At 72.0% G+C, this 19,978-nt stretch carries 11 protein-coding genes; 10 read left to right on the top strand and 1 reads right to left on the bottom strand.

Annotated elements, in window-relative coordinates:
• Window positions 1–181: 181 nt before the first annotated feature.
• Window positions 182–2,845 (bottom strand): DEAD/DEAH box helicase, encoded by a 2,664-nt coding sequence (locus ACIGYR_RS32905; protein WP_399606597.1) that lies wholly within the window; start codon window positions 2,843–2,845, stop codon window positions 182–184.
• Window positions 2,846–2,925: 80 nt separating this feature from the next.
• On the opposite strand from ACIGYR_RS32905, the gene bldG reads away from it, so the two are divergent.
• From bldG to ACIGYR_RS32855, 10 genes are all read left to right on the top strand, one after another.
• Window positions 2,926–3,267, top strand: coding sequence for an anti-sigma factor antagonist BldG (gene bldG / locus ACIGYR_RS32900; RefSeq protein ID WP_009189842.1), 342 nt, complete (start codon window positions 2,926–2,928; stop codon window positions 3,265–3,267).
• Window positions 3,268–3,616: 349 nt separating this feature from the next.
• Window positions 3,617–4,051, top strand: coding sequence for an ATP-binding protein (locus ACIGYR_RS32895; protein WP_399606600.1), 435 nt, complete (start codon window positions 3,617–3,619; stop codon window positions 4,049–4,051).
• Between the two features lie 321 nt (window positions 4,052–4,372).
• Window positions 4,373–6,778: a sodium-translocating pyrophosphatase gene (locus tag ACIGYR_RS32890; RefSeq protein WP_391847685.1), complete on the top strand. Its 2,406-nt coding sequence runs from the start codon at window positions 4,373–4,375 to the stop codon at window positions 6,776–6,778.
• Window positions 6,779–6,973: 195 nt separating this feature from the next.
• Window positions 6,974–7,603, top strand: a complete 630-nt coding sequence (locus ACIGYR_RS32885; protein ID WP_399606603.1) for a small secreted protein — start codon at window positions 6,974–6,976, stop codon at window positions 7,601–7,603.
• A gap of 53 nt (window positions 7,604–7,656) precedes the next feature.
• Entirely contained in the window at window positions 7,657–9,186 is a 1,530-nt protein-coding gene (locus ACIGYR_RS32880) for a methyltransferase (RefSeq protein WP_399606606.1), read from the top strand.
• A 328-nt stretch (window positions 9,187–9,514) separates the two neighbouring features.
• On the top strand, window positions 9,515–9,712 hold the full coding sequence (locus ACIGYR_RS32875) for a hypothetical protein (RefSeq protein WP_399606608.1): 198 nt from the start codon (window positions 9,515–9,517) through the stop codon (window positions 9,710–9,712).
• A 257-nt stretch (window positions 9,713–9,969) separates the two neighbouring features.
• The gene (topA, locus tag ACIGYR_RS32870) at window positions 9,970–12,825 is read left to right on the top strand and encodes a type I DNA topoisomerase (protein ID WP_391847689.1); all 2,856 of its coding nucleotides are present in this window, start codon (window positions 9,970–9,972) and stop codon (window positions 12,823–12,825) included.
• A gap of 124 nt (window positions 12,826–12,949) precedes the next feature.
• Window positions 12,950–16,429: a dTMP kinase gene (tmk, locus tag ACIGYR_RS32865; protein ID WP_399606611.1), complete on the top strand. Its 3,480-nt coding sequence runs from the start codon at window positions 12,950–12,952 to the stop codon at window positions 16,427–16,429.
• A 322-nt stretch (window positions 16,430–16,751) separates the two neighbouring features.
• Window positions 16,752–17,957 carry a DNA polymerase III subunit delta' gene (locus tag ACIGYR_RS32860; protein ID WP_399606614.1) on the top strand — a complete coding sequence of 402 codons (1,206 nt, stop codon included), beginning with the start codon at window positions 16,752–16,754 and terminating at the stop codon, window positions 17,955–17,957.
• A 357-nt stretch (window positions 17,958–18,314) separates the two neighbouring features.
• Complete coding sequence (locus ACIGYR_RS32855) at window positions 18,315–19,925, top strand: alpha/beta hydrolase (protein ID WP_391847692.1); 1,611 nt, start codon at window positions 18,315–18,317, stop codon at window positions 19,923–19,925.
• Window positions 19,926–19,978: the final 53 nt, after the last annotated feature.

Below are 19,978 nucleotides of genomic sequence, written 5' to 3'. Positions count from 1 at the left end.
CGGCCGGGCTCTCCTCCGGCTCTCTCCAGCCGGCCTTAGTTTCTTCCGTCGGCTAGCTCGTCTCACCCGGCGCCCTCTGGGGGGCCTCCCCCGTCTCCGGCTGGCCAGCCGTCCTCACCCGGCGGTCCTTGGCAGGTGTCCGCCTCCTCCCGACGGCTTGTCCTGCCTCCTCCGGGGCCCTCTAGCCGGCCTCTGCCTCCTCCGCCGGCCGCCCCGCCTCTCCCGTCGCCCCCTCTGCCTCCTCCGCCGGCCGCGCCGCCTCTCCCGTCGCCCCCTCTGCCTCCTCCGCCGGCCGCGCCGCCTCTCCCGTCGCCCCCTCTGCCTCCTCCGTCATCCGCCCCGCCTCTTGCGTCACCCCCTCCGTCCGCGTCTGCGTCGCCTCCTCCGTCGGCTTTTCCTCCGGCGCCCCCCGCAACAGCACCGTCAGCAGCCGTACCGCACCTCTCTTGTGCAGCGGGTCGTTGCCGTTGCCGCACTTGGGGGACTGGATGCAGGAGGGGCAGCCGGACTCGCACTCGCAGGACGCGATGGCCTCGCGGGTGGCCGAGAGCCAGGCGCGGGCCGTGTGGAAGGCGCGCTCGGCGAAGCCCGCGCCGCCGGGGTGGCCGTCGTAGACGAAGACCGTGGGCAGGAGGGTGTCGGGGTGCAGGGGGACGGACACGCCGCCGATGTCCCAGCGGTCGCAGGTCGCGAAGAGGGGCAGCATGCCGATGGAGGCGTGCTCGGCGGCGTGCAGGGAGCCGCCGAGGATCTCCGGAATGACGCGGGCCTCGTCCAGCTGGTCCTCGGTGACCGTCCACCACACCGCGCGGGTGCGCAGCGTACGAGGAGGCAGGTCGAGTTTCGTCTCGCCCAGCACCTCGCCGGTGATGAGGCGCCTGCGGAGGTAGGAGACCACCTGGTTGGTGACCTCGACCGAGCCGTAGCAGAGCCGGCCGGCGCCCCACGGGACCTCGGTGTCCGTCTCCAGGATGGAGATCGACGTGGTGTCACGGGCGACGGTCGAGTACGGCGGGTCGGCCTGCTCGACCAGGGCGACCGAGTCCTCCAGGTCCAGGGAGCGCACCAGGTAGGTGCGGCCCTGGTGCAGATGGACGGCGCCCTCGTGGACGGCGGAGTGCGCGGCGCCCGCGTCGACCGTGCCGAGCAGGCGACCGGTGCCCTCCTCGACGACCTGCACCGGACGGCCGCCCGCGCCGCGGATGTCGGTGAGGTCGGCGGCCCGCTCCCGGCGGGTCCAGTGCCATGCCCTCGTGCGGCGGCGGAGCAGCTTGGCCGCCTCCAGCTGAGGCAGCACATCCGCGCAGGCGGGGCCGAAGAGGACCAGGTCCTCCTCGGCCAGCGGCAGCTCCGCGGCGGCGGCGCACAGGTGCGGGGCGAGGACGTACGGGTTGTCGGGGTCGAGGACCGTCGATTCCACCGGTTGGTCGAACAGGGCCTCGGGATGATGGACGAGGAAGGTGTCCAGCGGGTCGTCGCGGGCCACGAGGACCGCGAGGGCGCCCTGGCCGGCGCGTCCCGCGCGGCCCGCCTGCTGCCACAGGGACGCGCGGGTGCCCGGGTAGCCGGCGATGACCACCGCGTCCAGTCCGGAGACGTCCACGCCCAGCTCCAGGGCCGTCGTGGCGGCGAGGCCGAGGAGTTCACCGGAGTGCAGGGCGCGCTCCAGGGCGCGGCGCTCCTCGGGGAGGTAGCCGCCGCGGTAGGCCGCGACACGCCGGACCAGGGAGCGGTCGATGTCGGAGAGTTTCTCCTGGGTGATGACGGAGATCAGCTCGGCGCCGCGCCGGGAACGTACGAAGGCCACCGAGCGCACGCCCTGCACGGTCAGGTCGGTCAGCAGGTCGGCGGTCTCGGCGGTGGCGGTACGCCGTACGGGTGCGCCCCTCTCACCCTGCAGATCGGTGAGCGGGGGCTCCCAGAGGGCGAACACCAGCTCGCCGCGTGGGGAGGCGTCGTCGGCGACCTCCACGACCGGCAGTCCGGTCAGCCGGCCGGCGGCGACCGAGGGCTCGGCGGCGGTCGCCGAGGCCAGCAGGAACACGGGGGAGGAGCCGTAGCGGGCGCACAGGCGGCGCAGCCGGCGGAGCACCTGGGCTACGTGCGAGCCGAAGACGCCCCGATAGGTGTGGCACTCGTCGATGACGACGTAGCGGAGCGACTTCAGGAAGGAGGACCAGCGCGGGTGGGAGGGAAGTATCCCGCGGTGCAGCATGTCCGGGTTGGTGAGGACGTAGTTGCCGTACTGGCGGATCCACTCGCGTTCCTCGAAGGGGGTGTCACCGTCGTACACGGCCGGGCGCACGGCGCTTCCGAGAGGTTGTGAAAGTTCCTTCACCGAGCGGCACTGATCCGCCGCGAGCGCCTTGGTGGGGGCCAGGTAGAGGGCGGTGGCACCGCGGCCGTTCGGCGCATCGGAACCGTCCAGGAGGGTGGACAGGACGGGCACGAGGTACGCCAGTGACTTGCCGGAGGCGGTGCCGGTGGCGACGACCACCGAGTCACCGTCCAGGGCGTGCTCGGCCGCCAGCGCCTGGTGCGCCCAGGGATGCTCGATGCCGCACGCCTGCACGGCCGCGATCACCTCTGACCGAATACGGTCAGGCCAGACGGCATGGCGACCCGCGCGCGGGGGCAAGTGCTCCGTATGAGTGATGCGCGCAGCCCGGCTCGGCCCGGAGGCGAGCCGGTCCAGGACCACGCCCGGAGACGGGCGGGACGCCGGGTCCGCCGGGGTTCGATCGGATCGGTGATTCTTGGCCATTGGCACCGAGTGTGTCACTGGCGTGACGGACAATGGAGTCAAGGCGTCGTGCACGCCTGCCGGTAAGTGATTGAATGCCATCGCGGCTGGCGAAGCGTCCTGAGGGCCGTAAGCCGAGAGCCCGAGGGGCGACCGCTCGATAGCAAGGTGCTGGAGGATCCGTGGACCTGTCCCTGTCGACCCGTACCGTCGGCGATCGTACGGTCGTCGAGGTCGGTGGCGAAATCGACGTATATACCGCGCCCAAGCTGCGCGAGCAGCTGGTCGAGCTGGTGAACGACGGGAATTTCCACCTCGTCGTCGACATGGAGGGCGTGGACTTCCTCGACTCCACCGGGCTCGGCGTGCTGGTCGGTGGCCTGAAGCGTGTTCGTGCCCACGAGGGCTCGCTGCGCCTGGTCTGCAACCAGGAGCGCATTCTCAAGATCTTCCGCATCACCGGTCTCACCAAGGTGTTCCCGATCCACACCTCGGTCGACGAAGCGGTGGCGGCCACCGACTGACCCCGGACCGGTCGCCGGCGTCGGGCCCCTGCCGGGGCCAGGACGTCGGCCGGTCCCGTCCGGAGTCGTGTCCGTGCCGGACCGATGTCCGTGCCGGAGCGATGTCCGCTCCCTTTCGGACCGAAGGCCGCCCGGCGCCGGGCCGGTGAACGGTCCGGTACCTGGCTGGCGAAAGGTCCGGGTGCCAGGCCGCTGAACGGGCCGGTGCCAGCCGCTGAGCGGCCCCGTTCCGGTCGGGATGGTCCGGTTCCGGGTCGGTGAAGCGGCCCGGGGCACAGAAATACACAGGGGGTGCGGGCGCCCGGCGACCCCGCCCCCGACCGCACGCCCGTAGTCGCGAGGGGGATGCATGGCCACCGTCGAACTCCGCTTCAGCGCGCTGCCCGAGCACGTCCGGACCGCCCGGCTGGTGGCGGCAGCGGTGGCGCGCAGGGCGGGAGTGGACGAGGCCGTCCTGGACGAGGTCCGGCTCGCCGTGGGCGAGGCGTGCTCCCGCGCTGTCGGACTGCACCGGAACAGTGGCGTCACGGCACCGGTGAAGGTGGCGCTGATCGAGGAGGAGAAGCAGTTCTCCATCGAGGTCGGCGACGAGGCGCCGCACGCCACGCCGGGCGGCGGTACGCCCGACGACGCCCCGGACGGCGCGGCGGAGGTCGAGGAGGACGAGATGGGCCTCGCGGTCATCAGCGGCCTCGTCGACGACGTGGAGGTCACCACCGGACGGAACGGCGGCCTGATCCGCATGACCTGGCCGACCACACCGTCGGCCACGGCACTCGTCTGACCCGTCCGCGACCCGACCTCCTTCGCGTCGCCGTACACACCCCCAAGGGCCCTGCTCAGCAGGGCCCTTGTCGTGTTTTCCGATGAGCTCCGGGAATTCGTGAAGAAATTCACGATCAATAGCCCGATAATTCGATCAAGAGCCAATGCGGTCGTCAATGCTTTTAAGGCATTACCTCTTTCGGGCTACGTGACGTTACCTCGATCATTTGCTGAAGAGCATGAGAAGGCTGATTCCGCTTACCGTCCCCTGTTTAGATCACTCCGGGGTACCTACAATCCGTCCACATCTTGAGCTCAGCCCAAGCGTCAAGGAGGACGAATGGCGGGGCTTTCTACCCCTCATCAGTTGGGTCACCCCACATCCCTCGCAGCCGCGGTCCTGACCGACGACAACCGGATCATCGTGGCCGCCATCGCGGCGGTCGCCGTGGCCGCGCTGGTGGTCGCGGGGATCTTGGTACGTCAGGTGCTCGCGGCGGGCGAGGGCACCGAGAGCATGAAACGGATCGCCGAGGCGGTCCAGGAAGGCGCGAAGGCTTATCTCGCCCGGCAGTTGCGCACGCTCGGCGTATTCGCCGTCGTCGTGTTCTTCCTGCTCTTCCTGCTGCCCGCGGACGACTGGAATCAGCGGGCCGGCCGCTCGGTGTTCTTCCTGATCGGAGCGGTGTTCTCGGCGGCCACCGGCTATATCGGCATGTGGCTGGCCGTACGCAGCAACGTGCGGGTCGCCGCGGCGGCCCGGGAAGCCACTCCGGCGGAAGGCGAACCAGAAAAGGATCTCACCACCGTCTCGCACACCGCGATGAAGATCGCATTTCGCACGGGCGGTGTCGTCGGCATGTTCACGGTGGGGCTCGGCCTGCTGGGCGCCTCCTGTGTGGTGCTGGTGTACGCGGCCGACGCGCCGAAGGTGCTGGAGGGCTTCGGTCTGGGCGCCGCTCTGATCGCGATGTTCATGCGAGTGGGCGGTGGCATCTTCACCAAGGCCGCCGACGTCGGCGCCGACCTGGTCGGCAAGGTCGAGCAGGGCATTCCGGAGGACGACCCGCGCAATGCCGCGACCATCGCCGACAACGTGGGCGACAACGTCGGCGACTGCGCGGGGATGGCGGCCGACCTCTTCGAGTCGTACGCCGTGACCCTGGTCGCCGCGCTGATCCTCGGCAAGGCCGCCTTCGGCGACTCCGGCCTCGCCTTCCCGCTGCTGGTGCCCGCCATCGGCGTCGTCACGGCCATGATCGGCATCTTCGCGGTCGCCCCGCGCCGTGCCGACCGCAGTGGCATGAGCGCGATCAACCGCGGCTTCTTCATCTCCGCGGTGATCTCGCTCGCGCTGGTCGCGGTCGCGGTCTTCGTCTACCTGCCGTCGAAGTACGCCGACCTCGACGGCGTCACCGACGCCGCGATCAAGGGCAAGGACGGCGACCCGCGCATCCTCGCGCTGGTCGCGGTGGCCATCGGCATCCTGCTCGCCGCCGTCATCCAGCAGCTGACCGGCTACTTCACCGAGACGAACCGCCGCCCGGTGCGGGACATCGGCAAGACCTCCCTCACGGGTCCGGCCACCGTCGTCCTGTCCGGCATCTCGGTCGGTCTGGAGTCGGCCGTCTACACGGCCCTGCTCATCGGGCTCGGCGTGTACGGCGCGTTCCTGCTCGGCGGCACGTCGATCATGCTGGCGCTGTTCGCGGTCGCCCTGGCCGGCACCGGCCTGCTCACCACGGTCGGCGTGATCGTCGCCATGGACACTTTCGGGCCGGTCTCCGACAACGCGCAGGGCATCGCCGAGATGTCCGGCGACGTCGAGGGCGCCGGCGCGCAGGTGCTCACCAACCTGGACGCCGTCGGCAACACCACCAAGGCCATCACCAAGGGCATCGCCATCGCCACCGCGGTCCTCGCCGCGTCGGCGCTGTTCGGGTCGTACCGCGACGCGATCACCACCAACGTGCGGGACGTCGGGACGAAGCTGAGCGGGCCGGGATCGCCGCTCACCCTTTCCATGGACATCTCGCAGCCCAACAACCTCGTCGGCCTCATCGCGGGTGCCGCGGTCGTCTTCCTCTTCTCCGGACTGGCCATCAGCGCGGTGTCGCGGTCGGCGGGTTCCGTGGTGTTCGAGGTGCGGCGGCAGTTCCGCGAGCACCCCGGGATCATGGACTACACCGAGAAGCCCGAGTACGGCCGTGTCGTCGACATCTGCACCAAGGACGCCCTGCGCGAGCTCGCCACGCCCGGTCTGCTCGCCGTCATGGCGCCGATCTTCATCGGGTTCACGCTCGGCGTGGGCGCGCTCGGCTCCTACCTCGCCGGAGCCATCGGCGCGGGCACGCTGATGGCGGTGTTCCTGGCCAACTCGGGTGGCGCCTGGGACAACGCCAAGAAGCTGGTGGAGGACGGCCACCACGGCGGCAAGGGCAGCGAGGCCCACGCCGCCACGGTGATCGGCGACACGGTCGGTGACCCCTTCAAGGACACCGCCGGACCCGCCATCAACCCGCTGCTGAAGGTCATGAACCTGGTCTCGCTGCTCATCGCACCGGCGGTGATCAAGTTTTCCTACGGTGACGACAAGAACCTCGGCGTACGGATCGGTATCGCGATCCTCGCGCTTCTGGTGATCGTGGTCGCCGTGTACGTCTCCAAGCGGCGCGGCATCGCCGTCGGGGACGAGGAGAGCACCGGGCGGGTCGCCAACTCGCCCGACGCGGCAGTGGTTTCGTAGGACAGGACGAAGGGCCTGGTCAACGGGCGGGCGGACGGCGCGTGCTGACGTGCCGGCCGCCCGCTTCCGTGTGTGTGGTCGCCCATGCCGTGAGCCTTCTCTCCCGTGGTGCAAAAAGTCACAAAAGCTGACTGATCCCTTGTCCGGCGCGGGGTAGCGGTCCGTCCGCCGTGTAGATTCCGGGGGCCGAGAGCCATGGAAGGGACCGATCCGGTGAACAAGAAGCTCGCGGCCGCACTGTCCAGCGGTGCGGTACTGGTGGTGACGCTGTCGGGATGCAGCAGCAGCAGTGACGAGGGGCCCGACCCCAAGCTGGTGTCCTGGGCCAAGACGGTGTGCGACGCGGTACCCGCGCAGAACACGAAGATCAGGACGGCCAACGCCTCGATCGCGGCCATCGCCACGGACAGCAACCTGCCGCCCAAGAGCGCCCAGAAGACGTACGTGGAGGCCTTCCAGGACCTGGCCGACGGATACAAGGCACTCGCGGACGCTCTCAGCGGCGCCGGAGCGCCCCCCGGGATCGACGGTGGCGCCAAGCTGCAGCAGGACGCCGCCAAGAACCTCGCCGGCCTTTCCACGTCGTACGCGGACCTGAAGAAGAAGGTCGACGGGCTCGACACCAAGGATCAAGGCAAGTTCGCCAAGGGCCTCAAGGAGGTCGCCAGCCAGACCAAGGAGGTCGGCAAGCAGGGCGACAACGGCACGCAGGCGCTGAAGCGGCTCGAGCAGGGCAAGGTCAAGGAAGCGATGGCCGAGGCGCCCAGCTGCAAGGTCGCCGCATCCACGACGGCACAGCCCACGGGGCAGACGACCGCCGGCTGACGTCGGCGGACGGCTCGCGCGCGAACGGCCCCGGGCAGCCGCCCCGGGCCACAATGGGGGGCGTGACTGACTCCGGACTCGCTCCCCTGCCCGCTTCCGACCGGCCCGACACCGCCGCGCGCCTGAGGGACGCGCTGCTGGCCGCCTCCTTCACCGCCGACGGGCTGCTCGACCTGCTCGGCGCCGCCGCGTACGCGGCGCTGGCCCGCAGCGAGACCGTGCCCGCCCTGCGGGCCACCCGTGGCGACACGCCGCTGGAGACGCTCGTGCGGCTCTTCCTGCTCCAGCAACCGGTGCCCCACGCGCGCGTGGCGTCCGTTCTGCCGGTCGAGGAGGCGCTGGCGGCCGGCTGGCTCACGCGCGTGGGCGGCGACGAGGTGGCCGCGACCGTGGACGTACGGCCGTACGGCGGCCCCGGCGGCGAGGACTGGTTCATCGTCTCCGACCTCGGCTGCGCGGTCGGCGGTGCCGGCGGCATCGGACAGCGCGACGCGGGTGTCGTCCTGGGCGTCGGCGGCGCCTCCACGACCCTCGCCGGCATCACCGTCCGCACCCCCGTCGCCTCCGCCCTGGACCTGGGCACCGGCTCGGGCATCCAGGCGCTGCACGCCGCCCAGCACGCCACCCGCGTGACGGCGACCGATCTCAACCCCCGCGCGCTGCACATCACGGCGCTCACACTGGCGCTCTCCGGGGCGCCCGCCGCCGACCTGCGCGAGGGTTCGCTGTTCGAGCCGGTCCGGGACGACGAGACGTTCGACCTGATCGTGTCCAACCCGCCGTTCGTGATCTCCCCGGGCAGCCGGCTGACGTACCGGGACGGCGGCATGGGCGGGGACGATCTGTGCCGCTCGCTCGTTCAGCAGGCGGGGGAACGGCTGAACGAGGGCGGGTTCGCGCAGTTCCTCGCGAACTGGCAGCACGTCGCGGGGGAGGACTGGCAGGACAGACTCAGGTCATGGGTGCCGCGCGGGTGCGATGCCTGGATCGTGCAGCGCGAGGTGCAGGACGTCACGCAGTACGCCGAGCTGTGGCTGAGGGACGCCGGTGACCACCGCGGTGACCCGGCGGAGTACCAGGCGCGGTACGACGCCTGGCTCGACGAGTTCGAGGCACGCAAGGTCAAGGCGGTCGGCTTCGGCTGGATCACCCTGCGCAGGACCGGGTCCGCCGAGCCCGTCGTCACCGTGGAGGAGTGGCCGCACCCGGTGGAGCAGCCGCTCGGTGAGACGATCCGGGCGCACTTCGACCGTCTCGGCTACCTCCGGGAGCACGACGACGCGGCGCTGCTGGACAGCCACTTCAAGCTCGTCGGCGAAGTGGTCCAGGAACAGGTCGGGCTGCCCGGCGCCGAGGACCCCGAGCACGTGGTGCTGCGCCAGCACCGCGGGATGCGCCGGGCGACGAAGGTGGACACCGTCGGTGCCGGGTTCGCGGGCGTGTGCGACGGCACGCTGAGCGCGGGCCGCATCCTGGACGCCATCGCGCAGCTCGTCGGCGAGGACCCGGTGCTGCTCCGCGACCGCACCCCCGCGCAGATCCGGCTGCTGGTGGAGCAGGGCTTCCTGGAGCCGGTGCGCTGAGCCGGTGCGCTGAAGCTGTGCGGGCGCGCGCCGGGCACGCTGAGCGGGTGGCTGCCCGGGCGCGGTGTCGGGTCGAGGGCGCCGTGCCGGGTAGCCGCCGTGCGCCGGGCGCCCTGCTGGCCTCGTAGACCTCCGCCGGGACCGGTGCGGGCCCGTTTCCGGAAAACGGCCGGAAAAATATGGCTCACGAATCCGGAACTGCCAGTTCGAGTGTAAGTTCGATTATGTGTCGACCTTCCGTTCATCCCGATGTCGCCCGTCCGTCTCCCGCGCGTGGCACCCTCCCGGCGCTGGGCGGAGCCGACGGCAGGGAAGGGGCGGGCAGGCGATGGAGAGCGGACCGGCGATCTTCGCGGGAGTGGTGTTCGCCCTGTTCGGGGCCGGTCTGCTGGCCTGGACCGGGACCCGTCTCAGGCGCCGGGAACCGGTCGCCCTCGGTGTGAGTCGGGTCGCATCGGTCACCGCCGCGAGCGTCGCCGGAATGGTCGCGCTGACCCTCGGTCTGTACTGCCTGACCCGGCTCTGAGGCCGGTGGACGCCATGTCCGGGGCGTAAGGGGAGCGTCACGCTCCGGACAGGAGTACGGGGCGGGACGGACAGTCCGGGCGGCAGGAATGCCGGTAGTCGGGTTACCGTTCGAGTGGCCGTTGTGGGCTTTTCCCGTTTGACACGGGGGCGGGATGTAGCGTCACACTCCGCAGCGTCACACGAGCCAGTAGTACGCCGCGACCCCGGGACGAAGCCTGGGGAGGCCCCCAGCGTCGACCGGAGAGAAGAGCGAAGTTGTCCCCGACCAGCGAGACCGCACAAGGCGGTCGCCGACTCGTCATCGTCGAGTCGCCTGCCAAGGCGAAGACGATCAAGGGCTACCTCGGCCCCGGCTACACCGTCGAGGCGAGCGTCGGGCACATCCGCGACCTTCCCAACGGCGCCGCGGAGGTGCCGGAGAAGTACACCGGCGAGGTCCGCCGCCTCGGTGTGGACGTCGAACACGACTTCCAGCCGATCTATGTGGTCAACGCCGACAAGAAGGCCCAGGTCAAGAAGCTCAAGGACCTGCTGAAGGACTCCGACGAGCTGTTCCTCGCCACCGATGAGGACCGGGAGGGCGAGGCGATCGCCTGGCACCTCCAGGAGGTCCTGAAGCCGAAGATCCCCGTCAAGCGGATGGTGTTCCACGAGATCACCAAGGACGCGATCCGTGAGGCCGTCGCCAACCCGCGCCAGCTCAACCAGAAGCTGGTCGACGCCCAGGAGACCCGCCGCATCCTCGACCGTCTCTACGGCTACGAGGTGTCCCCGGTGCTGTGGAAGAAGGTCATGCCCCGGCTGTCGGCCGGCCGCGTGCAGTCCGTCGCCACGCGACTCGTCGTGGAGCGGGAACGCGAGCGCATCGCTTTTCGGTCCGCTGAGTACTGGGACCTGACGGGCACCTTCGCGACCGGCCGCGCGGGGGACTCGTCGGACCCGTCATCGCTGGTGGCCCGCCTCCAGACCGTCGACGGCAGGCGGGTCGCGCAGGGCCGCGACTTCGACTCCCTGGGACAGATCAAGAGCGCGAACACCCTCCACCTCGACGAGGCGACCGCCCGCTCCCTCGCCGCCGCCCTGGAGAACACCCGCTTCTCCGTGCGCTCCGTCGAGTCCAAGCCGTACCGCCGCTCGCCGTACGCCCCGTTCCGTACGACGACGCTGCAGCAGGAGGCGAGCCGCAAGCTCGGCTTCGGCGCGAAGGCGACCATGCAGGTCGCGCAGAAGCTGTACGAGAACGGCTACATCACGTACATGCGTACGGACTCCACGACGCTGAGCGACACGGCGATCGCCGCGGCCCGTGCCCAGGTCACGCAGCTGTACGGCGCCGACTACCTGCCGCCGCAGCCGCGGACCTACGCCGCCAAGGTGAAGAACGCCCAGGAGGCGCACGAGGCGATCCGTCCCTCGGGTGATCGTTTCCGCACGCCCGCGGAGACCGGTCTGACCGGGGACCAGTTCAGGCTCTACGAGCTGATCTGGAAGCGGACCGTCGCCTCGCAGATGAAGGACGCCACCGGCAACAGCGTGACGGTGAAGATCGGCGGCGCCGCCGCCGACGGCCGGGACGTCGAGTTCAGCGCCTCCGGCAAGACGATCACCTTCCACGGCTTCCTGAAGGCATACGTCGAGGGCGCCGACGACCCGAACGCCGAGCTGGACGACCGCGAGCGCCGGCTGCCGCAGGTCGCCGAGGGCGATGCGCTGTCCGCCGAGGAGATCACGGTCGACGGCCACGCCACCAAGCCCCCGGCTCGCTACACCGAGGCGTCCCTGGTCAAGGAGCTGGAAGAGCGCGAGATCGGCCGCCCGTCGACGTACGCGTCGATCATCGGCACGATCCTGGACCGCGGTTATGTGTTCAAGAAGGGCACGGCCCTGGTGCCGTCCTTCCTGTCCTTCGCCGTGGTGAACCTCCTGGAGAAGCACTTCGGGCGGCTCGTCGACTACGACTTCACCGCCAGGATGGAGGACGACCTCGACCGCATCGCCGCCGGCGAGGCGCAGGCCGTGCCGTGGCTGAAGCGCTTCTACTTCGGCGAGACGGTGCCGAACAGCGGCTTCGTCGCGGGGGCCACGAGTGGCGCGGCCGACGCCGGCAACGGCGACGGGGACCACCTCGGCGGCCTCAAGGAGCTGGTGACCGACCTGGGCGCGATCGACGCGCGCGAGGTGTCCTCCTTCCCGGTGGGCAACGACATCGTGCTCCGTGTCGGCCGCTACGGCCCGTACATCGAGCGTGGCGAGAAGGACACCGAACAGCACCAGCGCGCCGACATCCCGGACGACCTGGCGCCGGACGAGCTGAGCGTCGAACTGGCCGAGGAACTGCTGGCCAAGCCCAGCGGTGACTTCGAGCTGGGCACCGACCCGGCCACCGGCCACGCGATCGTCGCCAAGGACGGCCGCTACGGCCCGTACGTCACCGAGGTGCTCCCCGAGGGCACCCCGAAGACCGGTAAGAACGCGGTCAAGCCGCGCACGGCCTCCTTGTTCAAGTCGATGTCGCTCGACACGGTGACGCTCGACGACGCGCTGAAGCTGATGTCGCTGCCGCGCGTCGTCGGCACCGACGCCGAGGGCCAGGAGATCACCGCGCAGAACGGCCGCTACGGCCCGTATCTGAAGAAGGGCACGGACTCGCGTTCGCTGCAGACCGAGGACCAGCTCTTCACGATCACGCTGGAGGAGGCGCAGGCGATCTACGCCCAGCCCAAGCAGCGCGGTCGGGCCGCCGCCAAGCCGCCGCTGAAGGAACTGGGCGAGGACCCGGTCTCCGGCCAGCCGGTCGTGGTCAAGGACGGCCGCTTCGGCCCGTACGTGACCGACGGCGAGACCAACGCCACGCTCCGCTCCGGCGACAGCGTCGAGACCATCACTCCTGAGCGTGGTTTCGAGCTGCTCGCCGAGAAGCGCGCGAAGGGCCCGGCCAAGAAGACCGCGAAGAAGGCGACGGCGAAGAAGACCGCCCCGGCGAAGAAGACCGCCGCCAAGAAGACGGCCGCGAAGAAGACCACGGCCGCAGCGAAGAAGACGACCGCCAAGAAGACCACCGCGAAGAAGGCGACGGCTTCGAAGACGGCGGCTTCCGGCACGGAGGACTGACCTCCCGTCGGTTCGCAGCCCCCGGGCTTCGCAAAACGAACGCCCCGGCATCACTTTGGTGTCGGGGCGTGCGCATGCCAGACGGGCGAGGTGTGGTGTCACTCGCTGCGGATAGGCTGAACGCATGACGCGAGCCGAGCAGCCAACGGCCCACCCCACAGCACCGGACGACGCCCTGGTGGCGGACTCCCGCGAGCGCGCCGTGCGCTCTCTGCTGCGCCGACCGCAGCTGAGGCGCTTGTGGAGCGCGCAGCTGGTGGGGGGTGTCGGCAACGCCCTCTCCCTTCTCGTACTCGTCGTCCTGGTCCTCCAGGCGGCGATAACCGAGGGGGCTTTCGGCGGTGGCTACCGCGGCGTGGCGTTCGCAGTGGCGACGGTCTTCGGCGCGCGCATCCTCGCCACGCTGCTCTTCGGCGCCGTCCTCCTCGGCCCGCTGACCTCGCTCACCGCCCAGGAGGGTCCGCTCGACCGCCGCTGGACCATGGTCGGTGCCGACGGCCTGCGCGCCGCGCTGCTGATCGTCGCGCCCCTGTGGATCGACTGGACCCCGGACGACGCGCTCGCCGTCCTGCTGGTCACCGCCTTCGTCACCGGCGTCGCCGAGCGGCTGTGGAGCGTGTGCCGGGAGAGCGCCGCCCCCGCCCTGCTGCCGGGTCCGCCGCCGGAGGGCGCGACCGTGCGGCCGCTGCCGGACCACATGGACGCCCTGCGCCGCCTCACGCTGCGCACCAGCTTCCTCGCGGTCCCGCTGGCCGCGGCCGCCCTGGTCGTCGCCGCCCTGCTGAACAACCTGCTGGGTACCGGCATGGACTGGTTCGACCAGCACCAGGCGGCCCTCGCGTCGTATGTGGCGGCGGGCCTGTTCGCCGCCTCCCTGTCCGTGCTGACGTTCCTGGAACTGCCCGACACCCGCACCCCGCGCCCGCGGTCCCCGCTGGAGGGCCTGCGCCGCCCGCGCACCGGCGCCGGCGTCGACAAGGGCCGTACGGGCGCCGTCCCGCTGCTGGTCCCGGCCTGCGCCGGAGTCGCCGGGGCGATCGCGGCGGCCGTCGCGGTGTGCGTGCTGCACGCCAAGGACCTGGGCGGCGGCCCGGTGCTGTACGGCCTGCTGGTGCTGGGCCTGACCGGCGGAGTCGCCGTCGGCATCCGCACCGCCCCGGGGCTGCTGCCCTCGCTCTCCCGCCGCCGCCTGCTCGCGCTGGCGATCGCCAGCGCCGGCATCGCGCTGCTGGCCGCCGGGCTGGTCCCGGACGTCACCACGGTCCTGCTGATCGTCACGCTGGCCGGTGCCGCCGCGGGTGTCGCCGCCAACACCGGGCACACCCTGCTCGACCAGGAGACCGAGGAATACCGCCGGGCGCGCACCACCGAGCACCTGCATGCCGTGGTCCGCGTCTTCGTAGCGCTCGGCGCCCTGATCGCGCCCCTGGTCGCGGCGCTGATCGGCCCGCACCGGCTGGAGAACGGCAAGTTCGTCTTCGCGCACGGCGGCGCGGCCTTCACGCTGATGCTGGTCGGCGCGCTGCTGCTGCCGGTGGCCGCGTTGGTGCTCGCCAAGGTCGACGACCGCTCCGGTGTGCCGCTGCGCCAGGACCTCAAGGACGCGCTGCTCGGCGGCGACGACCCGGTCACGGTCCCGGCGACGAACGGCTTCTTCATCGCCCTGGAGGGCGGTGACGGCGCCGGCAAGTCCACCCAGGCCGAGGCCCTCGCCGAGTGGATCCGCGCCAAGGGCCACGAGGTCGTGCTCACCCGCGAGCCGGGGGCCACCCCGGTCGGCAAGCGGCTGCGCTCGATCCTGCTGGACGTGTCCTCGGCGGGCCTGTCGCACCGCGCGGAGGCGCTGCTGTACGCCGCCGACCGCGCCGAGCACGTCGACACGGTCGTACGCCCCGCCCTGGAGCGCGGCGCCGTGGTGATCTCCGACCGCTACATCGACTCCTCCGTCGCCTACCAGGGCGCCGGCCGCGACCTGTCCCCGACCGAGATCGCCCGCATCAACCGCTGGGCCACCGACGGCCTGGTCCCGCACCTCACCGTGCTGCTGGACGTCCCCCCGGAGACCGCCCGCGAGCGGTTCACCGAGGCACCGGACCGGCTGGAGTCGGAGCCGGCGGAGTTCCACGCGCGCGTGCGGTCCGGCTTCCTCACGCTGGCCGCCTCCGACCCCGGCCGTTACCTGGTCGTGGACGCGGGGCAGGAGCCCGAGGCCGTCACCACCGTGATCCGGCACCGGCTGGACACCGTGCTGCCGCTGTCCGAGGCCGAGATCAAGGCTCAGGAGGAGGCCCGGCGCAAGGCCGAGGAGGAGGCCCGCCGCAAGGCCGAGGAAGAGGCCGCCCGCAAGGCGGAGGAGGAGCGCCTGGAGCGCGAGCGCCAGGAGCAGCTCGCTCGCCTGCGCGCCGAAGAGGAGGAGCGCAAGCGGCGCGAGCTGGAGGAGGCGCAGCGGCGCGAGGCCGAACGGCAGGCTGAGGAGGCCCGGCAGCGGGCCGAGGAAGCGGCCAGGCGCGCGGAGGAGGAGCGGCAGCGGCTGCTCGCCGAGGAGAAGGCGCGCGCCGAGGAGGAGGCCCGCCGCAAGGCCGAGGAGGAGCGGCGCCGCAGGCAGGCCGAGGAGGAGGCCCGGCTGCGCGCCGAGGAGGAAGCCCGGCAGGCCCGGCTGCGCGCCGAGGAAGAGGCCCGGCAGGCCCGGTTGCGCGCCGAGGAAGAGGCCCGGCGCCTGGAGGCGCAGCGCAAGGCGGAAGAGGCGCTGCTGCGTGCCGAGGAGGCCCGCCGGCAGGCCGCCGAGGCCGCGGCGGCGGCCGACGCGGCGGCCCGCAGGCCCAGCACGCCCCGGCCGCCGGCACCTGGCGTGGTCCCCGACGCCACCACCGTCCCCACACCGGTCGTGTCCCCGGGTACGGCCCGGGGTGCCGAGGAGTCCGTCCCGACGCCGATGGTGACGCCGGACACGCAGGCTGCGGGCGCCACGGGACACCGCGCGGACGGGCAGGCACCGAGCGTGGCGGGACACCGCGCGGAGGGGCCGGCCACGCACGCGCAGGGCATGGAGGAGACGACGGTGCTGCGGCCGGTGCGCGAGAAGCGCGGCGGTTCCGCCTCCGGGGCCCGGAGGAGCCCCGCGGACTCCGAGGTGACCACCGAACTGCCGCAGCCGCCGGTGGCCCCCGGGTCGGCGGAGGAGACGGCGGTGCTGCCACAGGTGCCTGCGGGCGCGGCGGACGAGACCGCGGTGCTGCCGCCGGTGTCCGCCGACGGTAGGGCCGAGGCGCCGCGGGTGACTCCGGGCGCGGCGGACGAGACCGCCGTGCTGCCGCCGGTACGGACCGGCGGGCCGGCGGACCGGGTGCCGCCCGGCTACTTCCGGGACGAGCGGCCCGCCGCGAGCCCCGACGGCTCCGAGCCGCGCACACGGGAGTTGCCCCAGCTCGATGCCGACGGCACGCCCCGCCGCCGGCCGCGCTCCGACTGGGCCGAGGAGACCCCGCTGGACGACCTGCCGACGCTGGCCGACGAACTGCTGGGCTCCTACGACGAGTCGGAGTACGGCGACCAGGGCGGCGGCGAGGGACAGCAGGGCCGCAAGGACCGCGGCCGACGCGGCTGACCGGCAGCCGGTTCTCCGGACGGCAGGCGCCCACGGGCAACGGCAGAGCCGTTGCCCGTGGGCGCCTCCGTCTGTGCGCGCCCGCCGGCGCCGGGCGGCCTATGGCTGGTGGGCCGCCAAAGACCGGTACAGGCTTCCGGCCCGGGGCGCTCCGTTCACGGTGAGCCCCCATGGCCGGTGGGCCGCGTCGTCGATGCGCGCCCGTTGTCGACGGGCCTGTGCCGGCGGCGGCCCTGATCGCCGGTGGCCCTCGTTGTCAGCGCCCACCCGCACAATGGAGGGCAGGCAGTACGCGCAGTGTGACGGAAGGGCGGCGTGACCCATGACCGTGTGGGACGACCTCGTCGGGCAGGAGAAGGTGAGCGCGGTGCTCGATGCCGCCGCGCGGGACGCCGACGCCCTCGTCACGGCCGCCAGGGCGGACGAGCCGATGCCCGAGGCGTCGAAGATGACCCACGCCTGGCTGTTCACGGGGCCGCCCGGCGCGGGCCGGAACCAGGCGGCGCGGGCCTTCGCCGCGGCCCTGCAGTGCGTGAGCCCGGACCGCGCGCTCGGCGGCTCCCCCGGCTGCGGCTTCTGCGACGGCTGCCACACCGCGCTGCTCGGCACCCACGCGGACGTCACCACGGTCGCCGCGGTCGGCTCCGAGATCCTGGTCAAGGACATGCGCGACACGGTCCGCAAGTCCTTCACGTCCCCCGCGACCGGCCGCTGGCAGATCATCCTGGTCGAGGACGCCGAGCGGCTGAACGAGAAGTCGGCCAACGCGGTCCTCAAGGCCGTCGAGGAGCCCGCCCCGCGCACGGTGTGGCTGCTGTGCGCCCCCTCCGTGGAGGACGTCCTGCCGACCATCCGCTCGCGCTGCCGCCACCTGAACCTGCGCACGCCGTCCGTCGAAGCGGTCGCCGACATGCTCGTGCGGCGCGACGGCATCGAGCCCGAGGTCGCCGCGTCCGTCGCCCGCGCCACCCAGGGCCATGTCGACCGGGCCCGCCGTCTGGCCACCGACCCGGCGGCCCGCGAGCGCCGTGCCGCCGTGCTGAAGCTGCCGCTGCGGCTGGACGAGGTCGGCGCCTGCCTCAAGGCCGCCCAGGAGCTGGTCGACGCGGCCGCGGAGGACGCCAAGCAGCTCGCCGAGGAGATGGACGGCAAGGAGACGGAGGAGCTGAAGGCGGCGCTCGGCGCGGCCCAGGGCGGTCGGCTGCCGCGCGGCACGGCGGGGGTGATGAAGGACCTGGAGGACATGCAGAAGCGCCGCAGAACCCGCACACAGCGCGACAGCCTGGACATCGCCCTCGGTGACCTCACCGCCTTCTACCGCGACGTCCTCGCCCTCCAGTTCGGCACGCGCGCGGCGATCGCCAACGCCGACGCGGCGGACGCCCTGGACCGGCTGGCCCGTGGCAGCACCCCCGAGTCCACACTCCGCCGCATCGAGGCGATCTCCGCGTGCCGCGAGGCCCTGGACCGCAATGTGGCGCCGCTCCTGGCGGTGGAGGCGATGACGATGGCACTGCGGGCGGGATGAGAACGGTGCCCTCGACGCTCTGAGCCGCAGGCGAGGGCCGGGACCCGAGCACGGAACGACCCGCGCAGGCGGCCTGAGCCCCAAGGACACCAGGCGCGACGTCCGAGCGGACCGGTGAGAGCGACGGCCTGAGATCCGAACGGCCCATGAGGGCAACGGACTGGGCGCCAAGCAGACCCTTGAAGGCGACGGGCCGGGCTTCGAGCCGTGATCCGTGAGGACGACGGATCGAGATACGAGCGGGCCCCGGAGGGCGACGGGCTGACACTGGGACAAGGGCGTCGCCGCGTCCCCCGTAGGAGGCACCCCATGTCCACGCACCGCACCCGATCCGTCGCACGGCGTTACTCTCGCCTGATGCACACCAGGCCATCTCCCCGCTCCGGCCGGACCCGGGGCCTCCGCACCCGGACGACGGCCCGTCTCACGGCCACCCTCCTCACGGCCACCGCACTGTTCGTGTCCGCGTGCTCCTCGGGAAACTCGACCTCATCGGCCGGCGGGACGGTGGAGGCGGCGCTCGCCGCGCTGCCGCGTTCGACGCCGTCGGCGCTGACGCCGTACTACGACCAGCGGCTGCGCTGGCGCGACTGCGGTGCCGCCGGATTCCAGTGCGCGACGATGCGGGCCCCGCTGGACTACGCCGACCCCGACGCGGGCACCGTCCGACTGGCCGTCGCCCGCAAGAAGGCCACCGGCAAGGGCAAGCCGCTCGGCTCGCTGCTGGTCAACCCGGGTGGCCCGGGCGGTTCGGCGGTCGACTACCTCCAGCAGTACGCGGGCCTGGGCTACCCGGAACAGGTCCGCGCCCGCTACGACATGGTGGCGGTGGACCCGCGGGGCGTCGCCCGCAGCGAGCCCGTCGAATGCCTCGACGGACGGCAGATGGACGCGTACGCGCAGACGGACCAGACCCCCGACGACCAGCGGGAGCGGAAAGCGCTGGTCGCGGAGTACCGCAAGTTCGCGGAGAGCTGTGGGGCCCACTCGGCGCGGCTGCTGCGGCACGTCTCCACCGTGGAGGCGGCACGGGACATGGACATCCTGCGGGCGGTGCTCGGGGACCGGAAACTGAACTACGTCGGGGCGTCGTACGGCACGTTCCTCGGGACGACGTACGCCGGCCTGTTCCCCGAGCGGGTCGGCCGGATGGTGCTGGACGGTGCGATGGACCCGTCCGTGGACGCCCTCAGGCTGAACCTGGACCAGACGGCAGGGTTCGAGACGGCGTTCCAGGCGTTCGCGAAGGACTGCGTACGGCACACCGACTGCCCGCTCGGCGGGAAGGGCACGACGCCCCAGCAGGTCGGCGATCACCTGCGGGCGTTCTTCCGCCGGCTGGACGCCCACCCCATCCCGGCAGGCGACGCGGACGGCCGCAAGCTCGGGGAGGCGCTGGCCACCAACGGGGTGATCGCGGCGATGTACGACGAGGGATCCTGGGGGCAGCTGCGCGAGGCGCTGGCCTCGGCGATGAAGGAGCAGGACGGCGCCGGGCTGCTGGCGCTCTCCGACAGCTACTACGAGCGGGACGTGAGCGGCCACTTCAGCAATCTGATGATGGCCAACGCCGCCGTGAACTGCCTGGACCTGCCGCCGGCTTTCAGTGGGCCCGAGGACGTCGAGAAGGCCCTGCCCGCGTTCGAGAAGGCGTCCCCGGTCTTCGGGACGGGCCTGGCCTGGGCCTCGCTGAACTGCGCGTACTGGCCGGTGCGGGCCACGGGTGAGCCGCACCGCATCGAGGCGAAGGGGGCGGCGCCGATCGTGGTGGTCGGCACGGTCCGGGACCCGGCGACACCGTACCGCTGGGCCCGGTCCCTGGCCGGCCAGCTCTCCTCGGCCCGCCTGCTGACCTACGACGGTGACGGTCACACGGCGTACGGCCGTGGCAGTGCCTGCATCGACACGGCGATCGACACCTACCTCCTGCGGGGCACCCCACCGGCCGCCGGAAAGCGCTGCTCATAGCCCTGCCACCCGCCCCGGAGCCACCCTCTCCGGGGCGGGTACGAAGCACCCCG

It is taken from the genome of Streptomyces sp. NPDC053076, from assembly GCF_044546845.1.
Lineage (GTDB): Bacteria > Actinomycetota > Actinomycetes > Streptomycetales > Streptomycetaceae > Streptomyces.
The sequence above is the reverse complement of the archived record's forward strand: the minus strand, read 5'-3'. Positions and strand labels throughout refer to the sequence as shown.

What these genes read in the sequence shown, in the direction of transcription:
- ACIGYR_RS32905 (WP_399606597.1), bottom strand. Translation starts at nt 2,845, where the DNA reads ATGGCATTCAATCACTTACCGGCAGGCGTGCACGACGCCTTGACTCCA.
- ACIGYR_RS32895 (WP_399606600.1), top strand. Translation starts at nt 3,617, where the DNA reads ATGGCCACCGTCGAACTCCGCTTCAGCGCGCTGCCCGAGCACGTCCGG.
- ACIGYR_RS32890 (WP_391847685.1), top strand. Translation starts at nt 4,373, where the DNA reads ATGGCGGGGCTTTCTACCCCTCATCAGTTGGGTCACCCCACATCCCTC.
- ACIGYR_RS32885 (WP_399606603.1), top strand. Translation starts at nt 6,974, where the DNA reads ATGGAAGGGACCGATCCGGTGAACAAGAAGCTCGCGGCCGCACTGTCC.
- ACIGYR_RS32880 (WP_399606606.1), top strand. Translation starts at nt 7,657, where the DNA reads ATGGGGGGCGTGACTGACTCCGGACTCGCTCCCCTGCCCGCTTCCGAC.
- ACIGYR_RS32875 (WP_399606608.1), top strand. Translation starts at nt 9,515, where the DNA reads ATGGAGAGCGGACCGGCGATCTTCGCGGGAGTGGTGTTCGCCCTGTTC.
- tmk (WP_399606611.1), top strand. Translation starts at nt 12,950, where the DNA reads ATGACGCGAGCCGAGCAGCCAACGGCCCACCCCACAGCACCGGACGAC.
- ACIGYR_RS32860 (WP_399606614.1), top strand. Translation starts at nt 16,752, where the DNA reads ATGACCGTGTGGGACGACCTCGTCGGGCAGGAGAAGGTGAGCGCGGTG.
- ACIGYR_RS32855 (WP_391847692.1), top strand. Translation starts at nt 18,315, where the DNA reads ATGCACACCAGGCCATCTCCCCGCTCCGGCCGGACCCGGGGCCTCCGC.